Source organism: Shewanella sp. KJ2020 (genome assembly GCF_024197625.1).
Lineage (GTDB): Bacteria > Pseudomonadota > Gammaproteobacteria > Enterobacterales > Shewanellaceae > Shewanella.
Genome location: NZ_JAKUKD010000002.1, coordinates 324,597 through 341,888, shown reverse-complemented (window position 1 = coordinate 341,888; position 17,292 = coordinate 324,597). Strand labels below are relative to the sequence as shown.

General features: G+C 47.2%; 13 protein-coding genes. 7 read left to right on the top strand and 6 right to left on the bottom strand.

What is annotated here, in order from left to right; translation table 11 throughout:
• Positions 1 to 61: 61 nt before the first annotated feature.
• From MJO46_RS01760 to MJO46_RS01745, 4 genes are all read right to left on the bottom strand, one after another.
• Positions 62 to 1,090: a GGDEF domain-containing protein gene (locus MJO46_RS01760; protein WP_253987838.1), complete on the bottom strand. Its 1,029-nt coding sequence runs from the start codon at positions 1,088 to 1,090 to the stop codon at positions 62 to 64.
• 194 nt (positions 1,091 to 1,284) lie between these two features.
• Complete coding sequence (locus MJO46_RS01755) at positions 1,285 to 2,910, bottom strand: phosphoethanolamine--lipid A transferase (RefSeq protein ID WP_253987837.1); 1,626 nt, start codon at positions 2,908 to 2,910, stop codon at positions 1,285 to 1,287.
• Between the two features lie 413 nt (positions 2,911 to 3,323).
• Positions 3,324 to 3,788, bottom strand: a complete 465-nt coding sequence (locus MJO46_RS01750; RefSeq protein ID WP_253987836.1) for a MarR family winged helix-turn-helix transcriptional regulator — start codon at positions 3,786 to 3,788, stop codon at positions 3,324 to 3,326.
• Entirely contained in the window at positions 3,785 to 4,921 is a 1,137-nt protein-coding gene (locus tag MJO46_RS01745; RefSeq protein WP_253987835.1) for a cation diffusion facilitator family transporter, read from the bottom strand. The genes MJO46_RS01750 and MJO46_RS01745 overlap by 4 nt, the downstream gene beginning before the upstream one ends.
• A 686-nt stretch (positions 4,922 to 5,607) precedes the next feature.
• Here MJO46_RS01745 and gloA point away from each other — a divergent pair.
• Entirely contained in the window at positions 5,608 to 6,018 is a 411-nt protein-coding gene (gene gloA / locus MJO46_RS01740) for a lactoylglutathione lyase (protein WP_253987834.1), read from the top strand.
• A 20-nt stretch (positions 6,019 to 6,038) separates the two neighbouring features.
• Here the strand turns inward: gloA and msrQ are convergent, their stop codons facing one another.
• Positions 6,039 to 6,677 carry a protein-methionine-sulfoxide reductase heme-binding subunit MsrQ gene (msrQ, locus tag MJO46_RS01735; protein WP_253987833.1) on the bottom strand — a complete coding sequence of 213 codons (639 nt, stop codon included), beginning with the start codon at positions 6,675 to 6,677 and terminating at the stop codon, positions 6,039 to 6,041.
• A 26-nt stretch (positions 6,678 to 6,703) separates the two neighbouring features.
• Positions 6,704 to 7,738 carry a protein-methionine-sulfoxide reductase catalytic subunit MsrP gene (gene msrP, locus MJO46_RS01730; RefSeq protein WP_253987832.1) on the bottom strand — a complete coding sequence of 345 codons (1,035 nt, stop codon included), beginning with the start codon at positions 7,736 to 7,738 and terminating at the stop codon, positions 6,704 to 6,706.
• Positions 7,739 to 8,025: 287 nt separating this feature from the next.
• On the opposite strand from msrP, the gene rmuC reads away from it, so the two are divergent.
• From rmuC to MJO46_RS01700, 6 genes are all read left to right on the top strand, one after another.
• Positions 8,026 to 9,651, top strand: a complete 1,626-nt coding sequence (gene rmuC / locus MJO46_RS01725) for a DNA recombination protein RmuC (protein WP_253987831.1) — start codon at positions 8,026 to 8,028, stop codon at positions 9,649 to 9,651.
• 87 nt (positions 9,652 to 9,738) lie between these two features.
• Positions 9,739 to 11,664: a transglycosylase SLT domain-containing protein gene (locus MJO46_RS01720; protein WP_253987830.1), complete on the top strand. Its 1,926-nt coding sequence runs from the start codon at positions 9,739 to 9,741 to the stop codon at positions 11,662 to 11,664.
• A 237-nt stretch (positions 11,665 to 11,901) separates the two neighbouring features.
• A complete protein-coding gene (locus MJO46_RS01715; RefSeq protein ID WP_253987829.1) occupies positions 11,902 to 12,606 on the top strand; it encodes an EAL domain-containing protein in 705 nt (234 codons plus the stop codon).
• 316 nt (positions 12,607 to 12,922) lie between these two features.
• Entirely contained in the window at positions 12,923 to 13,834 is a 912-nt protein-coding gene (locus MJO46_RS01710; protein WP_253987828.1) for a MoxR family ATPase, read from the top strand.
• 66 nt (positions 13,835 to 13,900) lie between these two features.
• Positions 13,901 to 14,953, top strand: a complete 1,053-nt coding sequence (locus MJO46_RS01705; protein WP_253987857.1) for a DUF58 domain-containing protein — start codon at positions 13,901 to 13,903, stop codon at positions 14,951 to 14,953.
• A gap of 11 nt (positions 14,954 to 14,964) precedes the next feature.
• Complete coding sequence (locus MJO46_RS01700) at positions 14,965 to 17,187, top strand: DUF3488 and transglutaminase-like domain-containing protein (protein WP_253987856.1); 2,223 nt, start codon at positions 14,965 to 14,967, stop codon at positions 17,185 to 17,187.
• The last annotated feature ends 105 nt before the right edge of the window (positions 17,188 to 17,292 follow it).

Below are 17,292 nucleotides of genomic sequence, written 5' to 3'. Positions count from 1 at the left end.
TTAATACCGAGCAGGCAAAGCCCTAATCCAGAATGGGCTTTGCTGCTCACAAATCGCAGCTTTAGCCCCTAACACAGTTTCGACCATCGGATTTAGCTTCGTAGAGGGCTTTGTCGGCGCGGCTAAACAAGGTTTCGGCATCGTCCCCTTCCTGTAGAGATGCAAGCCCGATGGAAACCGTTATCGCGCCTAAAGATAATTTTTTATCTTTACCTATGGTTAACCGCCGCTCAGAGATCCGCTCCCTTAAGGTTTCAGCCACCTGCAACGCATCGTGAAAATGGGTGTTGGGCAAAAGTACCACAAACTCCTCACCCCCATAGCGAGCCACAAAGTCATCTCCCCGTACACATTGTTTTAAGGCCAACGCCACGTAGGCGAGCACTTTATCGCCAATTTGATGCCCATAGGTATCATTGAAAAGTTTAAATTTATCAATATCAATCAATAACAAACTGCAACGGGTATGTTGCTCCTTAGCACAGTGCACATAGTCTTGGATGGCAAACTCATAGGCGCGGCGATTATGCAAAGAGGTCAGTTGATCCGTCATCGCGGCCAGACTTAAATTTTCCATCTCAGATTTGAGGCTCTGTACTTCTTGTCCCATCACATTCAGGCTCTGCTCCATATTTTGGTTATTAAGCAGTAGGTTTTGCATCTCATCCATCACGCCATCGACTAATTGATTTAGGGTATTCAGATCTGGGCTTGACTGTAATTTAATGCCAAATTCGGCCAAAGATCCCGAAAAGGCCACAGTACCTTGGTTCAATTGCGCGATTTTACTGAGTAGGGAGTTGATCAAAATCTGTGTTTCAATCTGAACATTTTCAATAACTTCTGGAGACTTTTCTTGGATAAAGTTTTTATAGAGGCTGGTATTAACTTCCTTAGTAAACAGCACATGATTAGCTATAAAACCATCGATGGCACGATTTAAGTCGAGATTCATGCCCGAAAAATATTCATACCAGACTGTATAGTTTTCGGGAGTGACGGGAATACCGAGTGCAGACATTTGTGGCACAGCTAAACGCAGGATCTGAGCGGCTGCATCGAGTTCAGTATTTTCTGCAGGAGATGACATAAATCGCAAACCATCTAGTTGTTATGTTTTTGTATAAACTAAGTTAACTCAACTGCTGCGATTTGGATATGGGAATAATCAAATATTATGATAAGGCGCAAAATAGCCAAGGGGATGTCACCATCCCCTTTAAAATCTGGCCGTTAAGCGCTTAACCTCCCTAGCCGCGCCAGTCTTAACGGCACATCAGGGGATCAGGTTCGGCAGCGGGCAAATATGTCTAATTCTGCTTGGTAAACCTGCGTCTTCACATTCATTAACCCGAGCAGGCTGTCAAACAGGTTATCGTGGGAAAAACCGCCCTTAGCGGCCTCATTAGCCAAACACTCTTGATTTAAATGGTTATCTTGGTTAAATCCATCCGACAACCAAGCAAGCATTGGAATACTCGTTTGCTCTATGGGTGCGATGCTGTAAGGTGCGCCGTGCAAATACATGCCAGACTCCCCCAAAGACTCGCCATGATCGGAAAGATATAACATGGCGGTATCAAATTTATCTTGCTGATGTTTAAGTTTATTCACGACTTCGCTAAGAATATAGTCAGTATATAAAATCGTATTATCGTAGGTGTTCATCAACTCTTCGGCGCTGCAGTTTTGAATATCGCTACGCTGACAATCTGGGGTAAATTTACGGTGCTGCTCAGGATAGCGCAGAAAATACGTTGGCCCATGGCTGCCGATAATATGCAGGGCGATGACTGTATCTTTGCTCTCGGCCTTAGCTAACGCTTCATCCAATTTATTGAGCAGAACCTGATCAAAACAGTATTGACCCGAGCACAGCTCAGGATCACTATTCAAATCGATGGTGATATTCTCGACCTGATCGCACACCCCTTTGCAACCCGAATCATTGTCAAACCATTGCACTTTAATGCCTGCATGGTTGAGCACATCGATTACCGTATCTTGGGCGTAGGCACGGCGAGCATCGTAATCTTCCCGCCCCATTCTGGAAAACATGCAGGGCAGAGACTCCGCGGTGGCGGTACCGCAGGAATGGGTGTCTTTAAAGGCGATTAACCCTTGGCCCTGGGTATGGGCATTCGTTGGTTTGTCATAGCCATAATATTGATGGTTCATCGAGCGCGCCGTCTCTCCCACCACCAGCACCAGTAGATTGGGCTTACCGTTGGCATTAGTGCTGACATTGCTTGCATCTAGCCCAAGCTGTTGATATTCAATGGGTGTTTGCAAATAGTGTACATTAATGTATTTCGCCGCGGCGCCAATAAAATAGGTTGGCACTATATAACGTTTGATTTGGTCATTATTGCGGCCAAAGGCGGCGTAATCTTGGAAATAAAAGAAGGCAATCAGCCCAACACCGAGCAGCATGGCCAGCATAAACACGATTTTATGCAGCAACTCCTTAAAGAAAGGCTTGTATTGGATATCGGCCTTATAAATTAGGTATGAGGGTAAGATCCCCGTCAACAACATATTGGCAATCGAAGCAAAATTCACATACATCAAAGCTTCGGCGCTATTAGTCTGTAAGGTGTTTTCTATCATGCCGTAATCGAATACGACATTATATTGCAGAGCCGCAAAAGAGACGCTCGATGACAACAGGGTGAGTATGATAAAAAACGGTTTTATCAAATACTTAACCGTAAAGAGTGAAAATACAAAACTCAGTGCACATGCCAGAAACAAAGGCATGGTCGCAATAAAAATCGGATCGACTTGCGGCTGTGTTTCAATGCCTTTTTTAATGACTTCGAAGAGGGAAATATTAAAAATACACACGTAAAATAATGCAGTGATGAAAGTAAATCGATTCACCGACAGAGTCTTAAATCTCGCTAACACTGATAACGCTCTCTCAAATTAGTAGTTGGCCGAAGCTAACTGATATACCTTAAGATAATCTTACGGCTATATTTTTTTGCGCCATAGTATCAAGCCGCTCGTCATGGCTCAAATGATCATAGCTACAATTAACGGATCAGCAACAAGCTAAAAAAACGGCCGAATATCTGAAAATTCGACCGTTTTTTGCTCCCCAACCTATAGGGACTTGCTCGGTTGCACCATCAATTTGTAAGCATCTTGTGTCTAAAAGGTAAAAATTATCCTAATCGCTGTGATAAGTAGGCAAACGCCAGTGGATTAAGTTCCCTTGTTTGATGATTAACCGAGAATAAATTAAAGAATTCGACACTATGCACCATAAATAATGCACCATAAAAAAGCGCCCATGGAGGGCGCTGTTTAAAAACAGATTAAAACTCGCTATTCATGCGCGAAAGCAAATTGAGTAGCACTATGCGCTCTTCACTGTTCATTTTGGCGGTCAAATCCGTCGTGAGTTGTAAATGCAGCGCATCATGTTCGAGGAACAAGGCTTGGCCTTTATCGGTTAACTCCACCAATATTGAGCGTCGATCACTTTCATGGGGGCGGCGAACCACCCACTGGGCTTCGACCATCTTATCGATTTGCACTGTTAACGTACCTGTCGTCACACCAATTTTATCGGCCAGTTCCTTCATCCGCATCGCCCCGTGTACACCGAGGAGTTCTATCGTGTGTACCTGGGATAAACTAAACCCTTTATCGCGGACGATGGCATGCTCCCAAGAGGACAGCTTTTCGTAAAATTCAATAATCACATGGTTCAGCGCCTGATCGGTTGAATGCGCCGAAGCTAAATGCGGCTCGCTTACATGCAATTGCTCAACAGTCATTTGTCATCCTTAGTGACACACTCGCGCTGGTGGCAAGTATGCAGCTCAATGGTGATATGGGATAACTCAGGGAATTTAGCCAGTAACTGATTAAAATAACTGGCTTCTTTCGGTGAGTGGGACACGATTGACACCATAATAGCATGGTGATCGGCACTCACACGCCAAATATGCAAGTCGGCCACTTGGTGATCGGGCACGGCTTCGATGGTTTCTCTGACCTGACGTTGCAAAGAGGCTTTCACCCCACCGTCCAACAGAATGGGGCTCGTTTGCTGAATGAGCCCCCAGGACCAACGGCTAATAATGATGGCGCCCACTATGCCCATAACTGGGTCGAGCCAAGTTAATCCCATATATTTACCAAAGAGTAAGGCGGCAATCGCCAGCACGGAAGTTAAGGCATCGGCTAAAACATGGAAATAAGCGGCGCGTAGGTTGTGGTCATGTCCGCCGTGACTATGGGCAGAGTGCGCATGCTCATGCTCATGCTCATGCTCATGCTCATGCTCATGCTCATGCTCATGCTCATGCTCTGCATTATGGAGAGTATCTTGCTGGCCGCAATGGCTATGATCATGATCCTCATGGTCGTCATGGTCATGATGTCCATGGTGGTGCCCATGCTCATGGGAATGATGATCTTTGAGCAAAAACACACTGAGCACATTGACAGTTAAGCCTATAACCGCCACAAAAATCGCTTCGTTAAAATGAATTTGCTCCGGGTTAATTAAGCGCATTCCCGATTCAATCAACATAATTAAGGCTACCAATCCCAAGGCTATCGCACTGGTATAACCGCCGAGCACACTCACCTTGCCCGTGCCAAAGGCAAATGCTGGGTCGTTAGCATGTTTACGGGCATAGGAATAAGCAAAGAGTGTGATCATAAAAGCGGCCGCATGTGTTCCCATATGCCAACCATCGGCAAGGAGCGCCATTGAACCATATAGGGTCCCAGCGACAATCTCGGCCACCATAGTGATCACGGTCAGATAAAGTACATAGCGGGTATTTTTTTCACCCTCGGTATTTTGGTTCGAAAAACCATGGCCATGTTGCCACTGGGCAATCGAGTGACCAAGACCTGAGTGATATGCGGTTTCTTGTCTAGCGTGCTCTGATTTCATTATATTTTTCCCTACACGGCACAAAATTGGATACCTGATGGTAGACTCTCAATCGGATTATAGTTTGAAAATCAAAATATATGAATATCAAATTAGTTAAAAATCAAACTAATTTTTACCATCCAGCCTCTCCTAGCTATTTATGGATGCTGCCACTAAAGGAACGCTGCCTTTAGGGAAATGGGCCTAAAAGCGCGATTTACGGCGCGGTCAGATGGGAAGGATAAATAAGCAAAAAGCCGCTGCTGCGGCTTTTTGTTAGGGAGCAATTGCGAAGACATCTCCACAATTGTTATGGTGCCACAATCGTAGCTATACCCTAAGGCTGAGTTGCCCAAGGGTCGACAATAAACATAGATTAAAAGATAGAGACAAAGAACGCACTGAAAAATAAAGCAATTACAAGTGTAGTACCTAGCGCCATTTTAAGTTCGGTGTTCATCATTCACTCTCCTAGTGGGTATGATGACATTATTATCAACCTAGTGATAAAAGCCCATGTTTGTCTATGCGTTTTGTGAGCAACAGCTAAATTATCACTCGCTATTAACCCTATTCATTCAAAAATCGTGAGGTTAACCACGGGGTAACCCACAAACATCAGCCGCCGAATCCTGCATCTTCAGGTTGTTTGGGTACACATCTTTGATATACTCCGCACGCCATTCATTTACCGAGATAATTCCATGTCGCAACTGTTACACACTATGATCCGCGTCGGTAACTTAGAACGCAGTATCGCTTTTTACACCCAAGTGCTAGGCATGAAACTACTACGCACCTCAGAAAACCCAGAGTACAAATATTCTTTAGCCTTTGTTGGCTATGGTGAGGAGTCAACCGGCCAAGCCGTCGTCGAGCTGACCTACAACTGGGGGACAGAAAAATATGATTTAGGCACAGGTTTTGGCCATCTCGCGATTGGCGATGAAGACATTTATGCCCGTTGTGCAGCCATTGCGGCAGCGGGTGGTAAAGTCACCCGCGCCCCTGGCCCAGTTGCGGGTGGCACCACGGAGATCGCCTTCGTTGAGGATCCCGATGGTTACAAAATTGAATTTATTCAGATGAAATCAGCCACCCAAGGGCTAGGATAATTTACTGTTAGCTTGAGAATCTAGATTCTAGGTTCTTTAGCTATCATATCTACCGGGCGAGTCTGACGTTTCTTATGCCAATTTGGTAAACGCCACAACAGCAACAGGCTCAAGCCCAAAAGATACAGGCTAGGCTCAATAATCTCTGATTTTACCGACCAATAAAAATGGATAGGCGCCAGTAATGCGACAAGGTAAACCCCATTGTGCAGAGTTTGCCAACGGCGCCCCATCTTACGCATCAACGCCTTAAAAGACGTGACCGCTAAGGCTGTGACTATCAGGTAAGCCACGGCTCCCACTAAGATGTAGGGACGTTTTACCACTTCACTCAGCAGCAATTCCCATGCAAACAGCAAATCTAAACTGAAAAAAGCCGCGATATGCAAACTGGCGTAGGCAAACACATATAAACCAACGAGGCGGCGAGTCTGCATTAAAAAACCCAGCTTAAACGCCTTAGCGACGGGCGAAATCAGTAGGGTTGCCACTAAGGCATTGAGGGCGCCTATTCCCGTAAAATGAATAATGTACTGCACGGGATCGCCACCGGCCCGCCCTGCCATAACACTCAATACGAGCAAAACGAGGGGCAATAACCCCACGAGATGAAATACTGTTTTAAGCAAAATCAGCTGCTTAGCTGTCAATCTAAACATAGGTCATTTCCATCAACTCATCACTCTCAATAGAATTTACGTAAATCCATATCACCATAGAGCGATGCGACAAACTCGCCATAGCCATTGAAAGGTTGGGTATCGATACGCTTCGCCGAAAAGAGTCCCCCTTCACCTATCCGACGTTCACTCGCCTGGGACCAGCGGGGATGATCGACGGCGGGGTTAACGTTGGCATAAAAACCATATTCATGGGGGGCTAATTGATTCCAACTGGTGGGAGGCTGTTTATCCATCACTCGAATTCGCACTATGGACTTAATGCTTTTAAAACCGTATTTCCAAGGCACCACTAAGCGTATCGGCGCGCCATTTTGTGGGGGCAAGGTTTTGCCATATAAGCCCACAGACAGCAAAGTCAGATCGTTCATTGCCTCGGCTAATGTTAAACCCTCAACGTAGGGATAATGAATACCACCGCCCATTAAGCGGCTTTTTTGTCCCGGCATTTGCTCGGGATCGAAGGCGGTTTCAAAGGCAACATACTTGCCCTTTGGGGTCACTCCAACTTTTTTAAGTAATGCCGCCAGAGGGAATCCGACCCAAGGGATCACCATGGACCAGGCCTCGACACACCGTAAACGGTAGGTTCGCTCCTCTAGAGGGAACAGTTTGGTGAGATCATCAAAGTCCAGCGTCATTGGTCGCTCAACTTCGCCTTCGATCCGCAATTGCCAAGGATCAACCTTAAAGTGTTGCGCGTTATCAACGGGATCTTGCTTGCTCGTGCCAAACTCATAAAAATTATTATGGGTCGTGACTTTATCAAAGGGCGTTAACACTTCACCGCTGCCGTAACGCTGATTGGGTTGAAAGGTCAGCGGTGTGGTAATAAAGGAGGACTTAGGTTGCTCACCAAAGAGGTCGAACAGTCCCGCCTGCACATAACCTGGAATACTCGCCCCAATTGCCCCTAAGCCCATGGCTTTGACGATTTGCCTACGCGCACGAAATACCGACTCTGGCGTCACTTGGTTATCCTGCAGATGCCACTGCGCTTTTTTAAGAATACCTTGTGTAAAACGGGAATGATTAGCCAATTGACACCTCTATCATTATTGCGACTGCATTATGCTCACGTCGGCCCTAGGATGAGTACATAGCATGTGTAGCGCACTCAACTAAAGCCACTATGAACCTCTATGGTATAGACAGTGGAATGCGGGAAAATCTTTCATTGTCACTTATACCCAAACAACCTGAAGATTTAAATGTATAAGACTTGCTCATTCAAGCCAGCGGGCAAACAGATTGTTCATTAAAGCACTTGAAGCCTTTTAGGGAGCATGCGACCCTAAGCGCCAAAGCTAAAGGAGTGCTAGTGACCATGCCATTTTCTCAATCTTTTTCCGTTGCCGACATCATCGGCCTTCTCGCCGTCGCATTTTTGGGGTTATTGATCGGTGCCCTACTCAATCAACGTTTAACCCGCCAACGCTGGCAACAGTTTAAGGACGAACTCGAACAGGAAATGCGTCAAGTGAATGAAGACGCTGAACTTTCCCTCGCGCAACAACAAATATTGGTCGACGATAAAGACAGCCAACTGCGCCAGTATCAGCAAAGACTTGAGCAGAAGATTGAGCAACTGGGCAAAGCCGAAGCCTTAGCCGAACGCGTCCCCAGTTTAGAGCAACAGGTCAATGACAGCCAGCGCCGTCAGTTAGAGCTACAGTTAGCCCTGTCAAAATCCAATGCTATGCAGCAAACCATTCAGGCAAAAGCCGAAGCACAGCACGCCTCCCTACAGGAAAAAATTGTCACACTCGAAACCGCCGAAGTGCGTTTGCAAACCCAGTTTGAAAACCTCGCTAATCGGATATTTGAGGAGCGCAGTGAGAATTTCAAGCACCAAAATGCCAGCCAATTAGAGGGAGTACTTGGGCCACTTAAGCAGCAATTAGAAGGTTTTAGGCAGCAAATTCGTGAATCCTATACCCACGAACAATCCGAACGTAGCGCCCTTAAACACCAACTCGAACACCTGCGCGATCTCAACCTTAAGATGAGCCAAGACGCTATCAACTTAACCAAAGCGCTCAAAGGCGATAATAAGCAACAGGGCAACTGGGGCGAAGTGATTTTAGACCGAGTACTGCAGGAAAGTGGCCTACGTGAGGGCCATGAGTATCATACCCAGCAGGATCTCAAGGATGATAATGGCAAGCGCTTTAAACCCGATGTCATAGTGCATTTGCCAGAGAATAAAGATGTGGTGATCGATGCCAAAATGTCGCTGCTAAGCTACGAGCGTTACTTTAACAGTGAAGATCCGCAACTGCGTCAACAGGCGATCAACGAACATGTGCTTTCTATTCGTAACCATATAAAAGGGCTGAGCCAGAAAGACTATCAACGCCTACACGGGCTTAAAAGCCTAGACTATGTGCTGATGTTTATTCCGATTGAACCCGCATTCTTATTGGCGTTAGAGCACGATCCAAGCCTAGTGAACTTTGCCCTAGAGCAAAACATCATGCTGGTGAGCCCAACGAATCTATTGGTCGCCCTGCGCACCATCAACAATATCTGGCGCTACGAATACCAAAACCAACACGCCCAGACGATAGCCAAACAAGCGGGCCGTATTTACGATAAGCTTTGTGGCTATATTGAAGACATGGAAAAACTGGGCCGAGCCCTAGATAACGCCGAAAAAACCTATCATAGTGCGATGAATAAGTTGGCTTCAGGTAAAGGGAACTTAGTCCGCCAAGCCCACTTGATGCAGCAATTAGGGGTAGATACCAGCAAACAATTGGATAAAATGTTGCTTGAGAAGGCTCTCAACGAGGCATTGGACGACAATGATATTGAACAAAACGATGTCGAAGAAAACGATGTCGAAGAAAACAATCTCGAACAAACCCAAAGAGTCGAACACAATCAAAGAGAGCAGGACACAGCCCAAACCCTTGAACCTAAGGATGCCGTAGCACTCGAACACTATTAAGCACATACGTTAAAAACTGAATCTCTTTCACCTTGAATCGATACGGAAATGTCGATTGTGACCTTGATGCCCGGAGGCAAAAACTGCATGTGCAAACCATTAATACATATGGTTTTATCTAGCGCGATAGTCATAGCAGGGGCATTTAATGCCTCTGCAGCTTGGGCTTTAACCCCAACGCAAAAAACCTTTCTCGATGCTGAAAAAGCCTTGAAGAAACAAAATTATGAAGTCTATAAACCCCTACGCGCCAAATTGGGTGATTATCCGCTGGCGATCTATCTAGATCATGATATTGACATAGGCAGGCTCAACGACCTCGGTGGCGAGGCGGCTAAAGCGCTTATCGATAAATATCAAACCACGCCCATGTACCAGCGCCTGCGCGCCAAGTATTTAGTCAATGCGGGCAGTCAAAAACGCTGGAATGATTTTCTTACTCTCGCCAAGGACGCGCCAACGGATGTGCGCCTGCAATGTTATTTTTATGAAGCCAAGCTCGCCAAGGGGGAAACACAGTTAGCCTACAATGCAGCGCAATCGCTGTGGGTCTATGGTGGCTCCCGTCCAAAGGAATGCGATCCCCTGTTTAACGCTTGGACCAAGGCCGGAAAACGCACACAGGAAGTCATTTGGGCCCGCATGCTACTGAGTTTCGATGAGGGTGAAACCAGTCTGCTCAGTTATTTATCCCAGAAGATCACCAGTCACAGCAACGAAGCCAAACGCTTAGTCGCCGTGTTTAAGGATCCCAACAGCCTACGCCATACCGAGAAATTTAAAGATAAAAATCCCATCGTTGGCGATATTGTCACCGCGGGGTTAAAACGCCTGGCGCGCAAGGATCTCGACCAAGCCATCAATTTATATACTCGGTATCAAAAAGCTAAACGCTTCACTACGCCCCAAGAACAGCAACTGCAAAAGTTCCTTGTCCGTCGGGTGCTGATTGAGCAAGACAATAACTTTAAGGACTTTATCGATAGCGTACTACCCGATATGAAAAGCGATGACATGTTTGAACGCCGCCTACGGTGGGCAATACGGGAACAAGATCACAGCCATATCGCCCGCTATTTGAACTTGCTGACGCCAGAAACCCTCGCTAAGGAACGTTGGCAATATTGGCTATACCGAACCAATGCAAAAAATGCCCCTGAAAGTGCCACTAAGGCCTTAGCAACCATCAGCAATGAACGCAATTTTTATGGATTTGCGGCATCGCAATTATTAAATAAACCCGTATCACTCAACCAAAGCCCTGAGCCAGTGGTCGATGGTAATAGCAGCAAACTCGAGGATGATCTCGGTTTTGTGCGCGTTAAAGAGCTGATGGCATTAGATCGCTACTTCGATGCCCGCTATGAATGGATGTCATTACTCAAGCGCAGTGATAATGCAATGCGCGCCCGCTATGGCCGTTATGCCCACGAGCAGGGCTGGTATGACTTTGGGGTCGAAGCCAGTATTCAAGGTAAGCTGTGGGACGACATCCCCCTACGCTTCCCCATGGCACACCAAAGTGGCTTTGAGCACGCCAGTAAAAAGCATAGGGTCAATGTCGATGAAATTCGCGCGATCAGCCGCCGCGAGAGTGCATTTTTCCTCTACGCCACATCGGGGGTCGGCGCCCGCGGCTTAATGCAAATCATGCCGGCAACCGCTAAGGCAACCGCCAAAAAGCACGGGGCTAAGTATAAAGATCCTGATGACTTATATAGTGCAGAGTTAAATTTAAACTTGGGCAGCGCCTATTACGCTCAGTTATTAAAGGAGTTTAACCAAAACCGCATACTCGCAACGGCGGCCTATAATGCCGGCCCCTCCCGCGTTCGTCGCTGGTTGGCTGAATCGAATGGTAAGCTAGATACCATGAGCTTTATCGAATCTATCCCCTTCACAGAAACCCGGGAATATGTACAAGCCGTATTGAGTTATCGTTTGATCTATGAGGCGCAAAAGCAAAAGCCTCAGCCACTCTTTAGTGATAAAGAGCTTAATTTTAGCTATTAACCCAACCCGAAGATCCGCATTTAAGGTGGCCTTGGCCACCTTAAATTCAAACGCTAAGCGGCCTAAATCCCCCACTGTCTTAGAGTCAAATACTTGACATTAGTCAATATAATTCAATTGATTATAAAAACGCACATTAAAGCAGCAATCAAACAACATTAAGGTAAACTTAATTGCACTGCTGCGGAATAAATGTAATTAATTAGCGATCCATGGATTACATCTCTGTATCTGGCAATGATCAATCTCCACTCTCTGACCCTAAGCTGTGAATATCAACCCTTTGTCAATCCGCAGGACCAAAGCATCGATGGCTACGAAGCCCTCGCCCGCTTTTATTTACCCAATGGTCAAGCGATCGCCCCTAATCTGGTATTTGAACAATTGCATGAGTCGAGCGCGACCTTAGCCGCGGTGGAATATCAGGCCAAAGCCTTTCAACTGCAACATGCCCCAAGTGAGCAACGACTGTTTATCAATGTCGATCCCCATGCAGTGAATGGCCCATATACCGAAAAATTACTCACGCTCTTATCAGGCTATCAACACATTACCGTTGAAATTATTGAAAATACCTGCATTAGCGATGCACAGCTTGCCAATCAACTCTTTCGCCAATTCAAAGAGGCAAATATTAAGGTGGCCCTCGATGATATAGGGGCGCCTCATTCCCTACTGTCAATCGATTTGATGCTGAATGTGGACTTCCTCAAATTTGATCGCTATTGGTTAACCCTTATCGAGCAATCCAAGGGGATCCAACTGATCGCGGCCTTAGTGGAGTTTGCCAAACGTACCGGCAAACAAACCATTTTGGAGGGCATAGAAACCGAGGCACAACTCGCCTTCGCCAAATCCATTGGGGTTGATTTTGTGCAAGGCTTTTTATTTAAACCTTGGTTTATCCGCCCCAGCGCTACGCAGGTGCTGTGTTTAGACTAACCAACGCACCTCGGGACCAAAAACCCATTCTTTACGGACACAAATCCGCTGGATAAGCGCGGTATATTCCACCATAGTGATAGTATTCATCTGAGTGCTAAATAGACGTTTTGAATTGAGATTACTTTATAGGGCGAGCAGAGTATCGGTAAGCAGGCCCTCTGCGCCATGGATGGCGCGGTGGAGCCCTCAGGGAAGAGTTAACGGCGTGCCTGCGTGCGATACCCTGCGATGTAGCATCATTAAGAACTGTTATTTAATGAGAGTAATAGTGCTAATGTGGTAGTCATAAAGCGAACGATACAAGGAGTCCTCCGTGGCACAAACTGGGATCAGCGAACTATTACAACAACTTGAACAAGTATTGCTGGGTAAACCTCGGCAGATCCGTTTGGCTTTGGCCTGTATCCTCGCCCGTGGCCATCTGTTGATTGAAGACTTGCCCGGTATGGGCAAAACCAGCCTGTCCCACGCCATCGCCCAAAGCTTAGGTTTAAGCTATCAAAGGGTGCAATTTACCAGCGACATGTTACCCGCCGATATTCTCGGGGTATCGATTTTTGATAAGCATCAAGCGCAATTTGTCTTTCACCCTGGGCCGATATTTAAACAGATGATCTTGGCCGATGAGATCAACCGCGCCAGCCCTAAAACCCAAAGCGCCTTACTCGAAGCGATGGCCGAGCAACAAATCTCCGTCGATGGCACCACCCACAGGCTGCCGAATCCCTTTTTTGTGATTGCAACGCAAAACCCCACGGATCAATCGGGCACGTTTCCACTGCCAGAATCCCAGTTAGATCGTTTTATGATGCGGCTTTCCATCGGTTATCCTAGCCACGATGCGGAGTTTGCCATGCTTAAGCATCAGCATTCACACCTCGCACTCGATCAACTGCCCCAATGCTTAACACCTATGGCATTGATGCAGTTGCAGGAGCAATGCGACAGGATCAGCGCATCCGATGCCCTGCTCAATTATATTTTGGCCCTAGTGAGTTTTTCCCGCACACAATCTGAAAGTGTTGGCTTATCACCCCGAGCGACCAAGGCACTATTACAAGCCGCCAAGGCCTGGGCCTTTTTAGAGGGCAGACATTATCTGGTTCCAGAAGATGTACAGGCGGTGTTTTGCGCCGTAGCCGAACATAGGCTCAGAACCAGCAGCCAACTGCAGGGAGAAGCAATTTCGGAGCGGATCCTCGCTAGCGTCAATCCCATTTTGTAGCAATCGTAAATCATCGGAGGAAACCAAGATGGTTAAGCCAGATGGTGAACCAGAGTGAAACGATTGATGGCGCCAATATGGCAGCGCTGGCTCGCACGGCGCCTGCCTCCGAGCACTGAGATCACCCTCAGTCACCGCAGCATCTTTATTCTGCCCAGCGGCTTTGGCCTGATTTGGCTGGCACTTGTGCTGCTCTTGTATTTGTTTGGCACCAACTATCAGAACAATTTAGTGATAGGGTTAAGTATTTTGCTCTTGAGCCTGTTTAATACGTGTATCCTCTACAGCTATAAAAATCTCGCAGGATTGCATTTACGGGCCATGGCGCCGCCTGAAGTCTACGCCGGGGAAACCATCACCTTTCCCGTGTTACTCAGTTCTAATCACATGAGTCATAACGTGAACTTGAGCTATCCACAGAATCTCAGCTTCATGATCAAACAAGTCGGTGCGGACGAAGTTCAGGCACTGGTTCCCTTCGAGCATGGGAAGCGCGGCCGACTCAACCCCGGACGCCTTAAGATTGAATCTTTCTATCCCCTCGGACTGTGCCGGGCTTGGTCACATATCGATCTCGATACAGAGCACTTAGTGTATGCCGCGCCCATAGAAGCGCCAGTTCACCTCGAGGCGACAAATAATCAACCCGAAGACATCCTTCCCGAATTTGCGGGGAAACATGTTGCCGGCATAGATGAATTTAAAGGGCTTAAACCCTATGTGCTCGGTGAGTCCTTAAAGCAAGTGGCATGGAAACAATGGGCACAGGGACGCGGGTTATTGACTAAGGAGTTTGAGCAGCCACAGGGCGAACCCGTTTGGTTAAGATTAAGGCCCGATCCCAAACGGCTCGAATCCCAATTGAGTCAATTAAGCTGGCAGGTCAATAAACTCTCGCAACTCGAACAGTATTTTGGTCTCCTGCTACACACTCTTGAAGGGGAAGACATTCTCCTCGCCCCAGCCGTAGGCAATAGCCATAGGGTGGCCTGCCAAAAGGCATTGGCCCTCTACCCCCAGATCGATGTCCTATTCAAACCATCTGGCGGTACCATTCATCCTATCGGGAAAATATTTAGCAAAAGACGTGATATCCCCACGGTGGAGGAGGTGTCCTAATGTTCACCAAGATGTTCACCAAGAAAGTGTCCACGAAGAAACAGGAGATATTGAGCAACCTAGGCTCGCCACAGACCGGAGAGAATATCAGCCGCCAAACCCTCTTTTGGTTGCTGTTAACCAATCTGGCGGTATTGAGCCCTCTGTTTGATAAAACCACGCCTTGGACACTGGGGATCTGCGCCATTTGCCTTGTGTGGCGCATCGGCATTTATGTGGGAAAAGTCGCTAAACCTCCGCGGTTTTTAGTCACTAGTCTTGCCATTGGAGCTGCAACCACCCTCGCTTTGGTTTCTGGGGAAATTGGGTTACTGAATGCCTTAGTTAATCTGCTTATTTTAGGTTATGCCTTAAAATACATTGAGATGCGAAGTCTTCGAGATGTACGCGCCGTCGTCATTGTCGGCTATTTTTTGATCGCACTGAGCTTTATCGATCACCAATCTATGCTCAACACAGTGCATTTACTGGGGGTCACAGTGATCAACACCTGCGTACTGGTGACCCTGTATCAAACCAAGCAGTCATGGCAACATACAGCCTGGATGAGTGGCAAATTACTGCTGCAGAGTGCGCCCCTAGCATTGTTATTATTTTTAGTCCTGCCACGCTTTGCACCGCTGTGGTTGGTGCCCAATATGAAAGAGACGCAAACCGGATTATCCGATACTGTGTCCGTGGGGGATATTACTAAGCTGACCCGTTCAACTGAATTGGCCTTTCGAGCCAGCTTTCAAGGAAACAGTTTTCAAGGGGCCAATTCTCAAACCAACAATTCTCAAGGAAACAGTCCGCGTAATGCCGAGCTCTACTGGCGGGCACTGGTATTGGAAGATTATGATGGCCTGACGTGGCGCCAAGAAGTCGGCATCAAAAAACTGCAGCAGGATGCGTTTTTTTTATCCCCTTCTCGGCCCAACCCTGCCGAGCAATTCACCTCAGCAGAATCAAAATTGGCACAGGATCCTAAGGTAAACTCAGCCGCCCCGTCCCAGTATTCCCCTAACCCACAGACAAAAGTTTATCGCTATCAAGTGATTGCCGAACCCAGCCACCAACCTTGGTTATTTGGTTTAGATCTGGCCTACAGCCAGGATGAAGGCATAGTCAACCTACCCGATTACCGCCTCTACGCCCTACGGAATGTCGATCAACGTATCAGCTATCGGGTCGAGTCTTGGCCCAATGCACGCATGGATCTTCAGCTCACATCACGGCAAAGAGAACTCAACCTTAAGCTCCCTGATGACAGCAATCCCCGCACCTTGGCCCTCGCCCAGCAATTTAACAGCCAGTACCCCGCTCCTAAGCAGCGCCTTGGGGCCATGATGCGCTATTTCAATAGCCAACCTTTTTTCTACACCCTCACACTGCCGCCACTAGGGCCACAACAGATAGATGATTTTTTGTTTGAAAATAAGGCGGGTTTTTGTGTGCACTATGCCTCGGCCTTGATCTTTATGGCACGGGCAACCGGATTACCCGCCCGCATGGTCACAGGTTATCAGGGCGGTGAATACAATCCCCAGGCGGGATATTTAAGCGTGTACCAATATATGGCCCATGCATGGGCAGAAATTTGGCTAGAGGGCGAAGGTTGGGTGCGGTTTGATCCCACCGCCATGGTGGCTCCTAATCGTATCGAATTGGGTTTTGATGCCCAGTTTGATCCTGAGCAGAGTTACCTGCAAGAAAGCCCATTTAGCCCTCTGCGCTTAAAGTCACTCCCATGGCTGAATGAGCTAAGGCAGCGGTTTGCCAGCATAGATTATTACTGGAGCCTATGGGTGCTTGGCTTTAACCAAGAACGGCAAAATAAGGTATTGAGAAATCTGCTCGGAGATGTCACTAAGACTAAGGTCGCCGTCTTTATGAGCCTATGTATCGGCCTGATCGGACTGTACATTGCCTACAGTGTGGGGTTATTCCGGGTTAAACAGGGACAAGATCCCATCAGCGAGCGTTACCAAGGCATTTGCAAACGCCTAGCGAAACACGGGATCCGCCGCAGCCCGAACCAAGGCCCCAACCACTTTGCCGCGCAAATCCTAAGCGACTATCGGCATAAAGCGCCCAAGTTGTGCTCCCTGTTTAGCGAGTTAACCGAGAGTTACGTTGCCTTAAAATACCAGGACTTACCGGCTCAGGTTTACCAGCAGCAATTAGCCCTATTTAAAACCAAAGCCAAAGCACTTCATTGGCTGCTGATGCGCCCCAATAAGCACTTAAAATAAGCGCTTAATTCAACCTAGGGGCGAAGGCTTGTTGAATCTTATAAATCAAACACATAGAATTGTGGTTAAGCACACATTCATCACTATTGTCACCCTTTGAGTGAC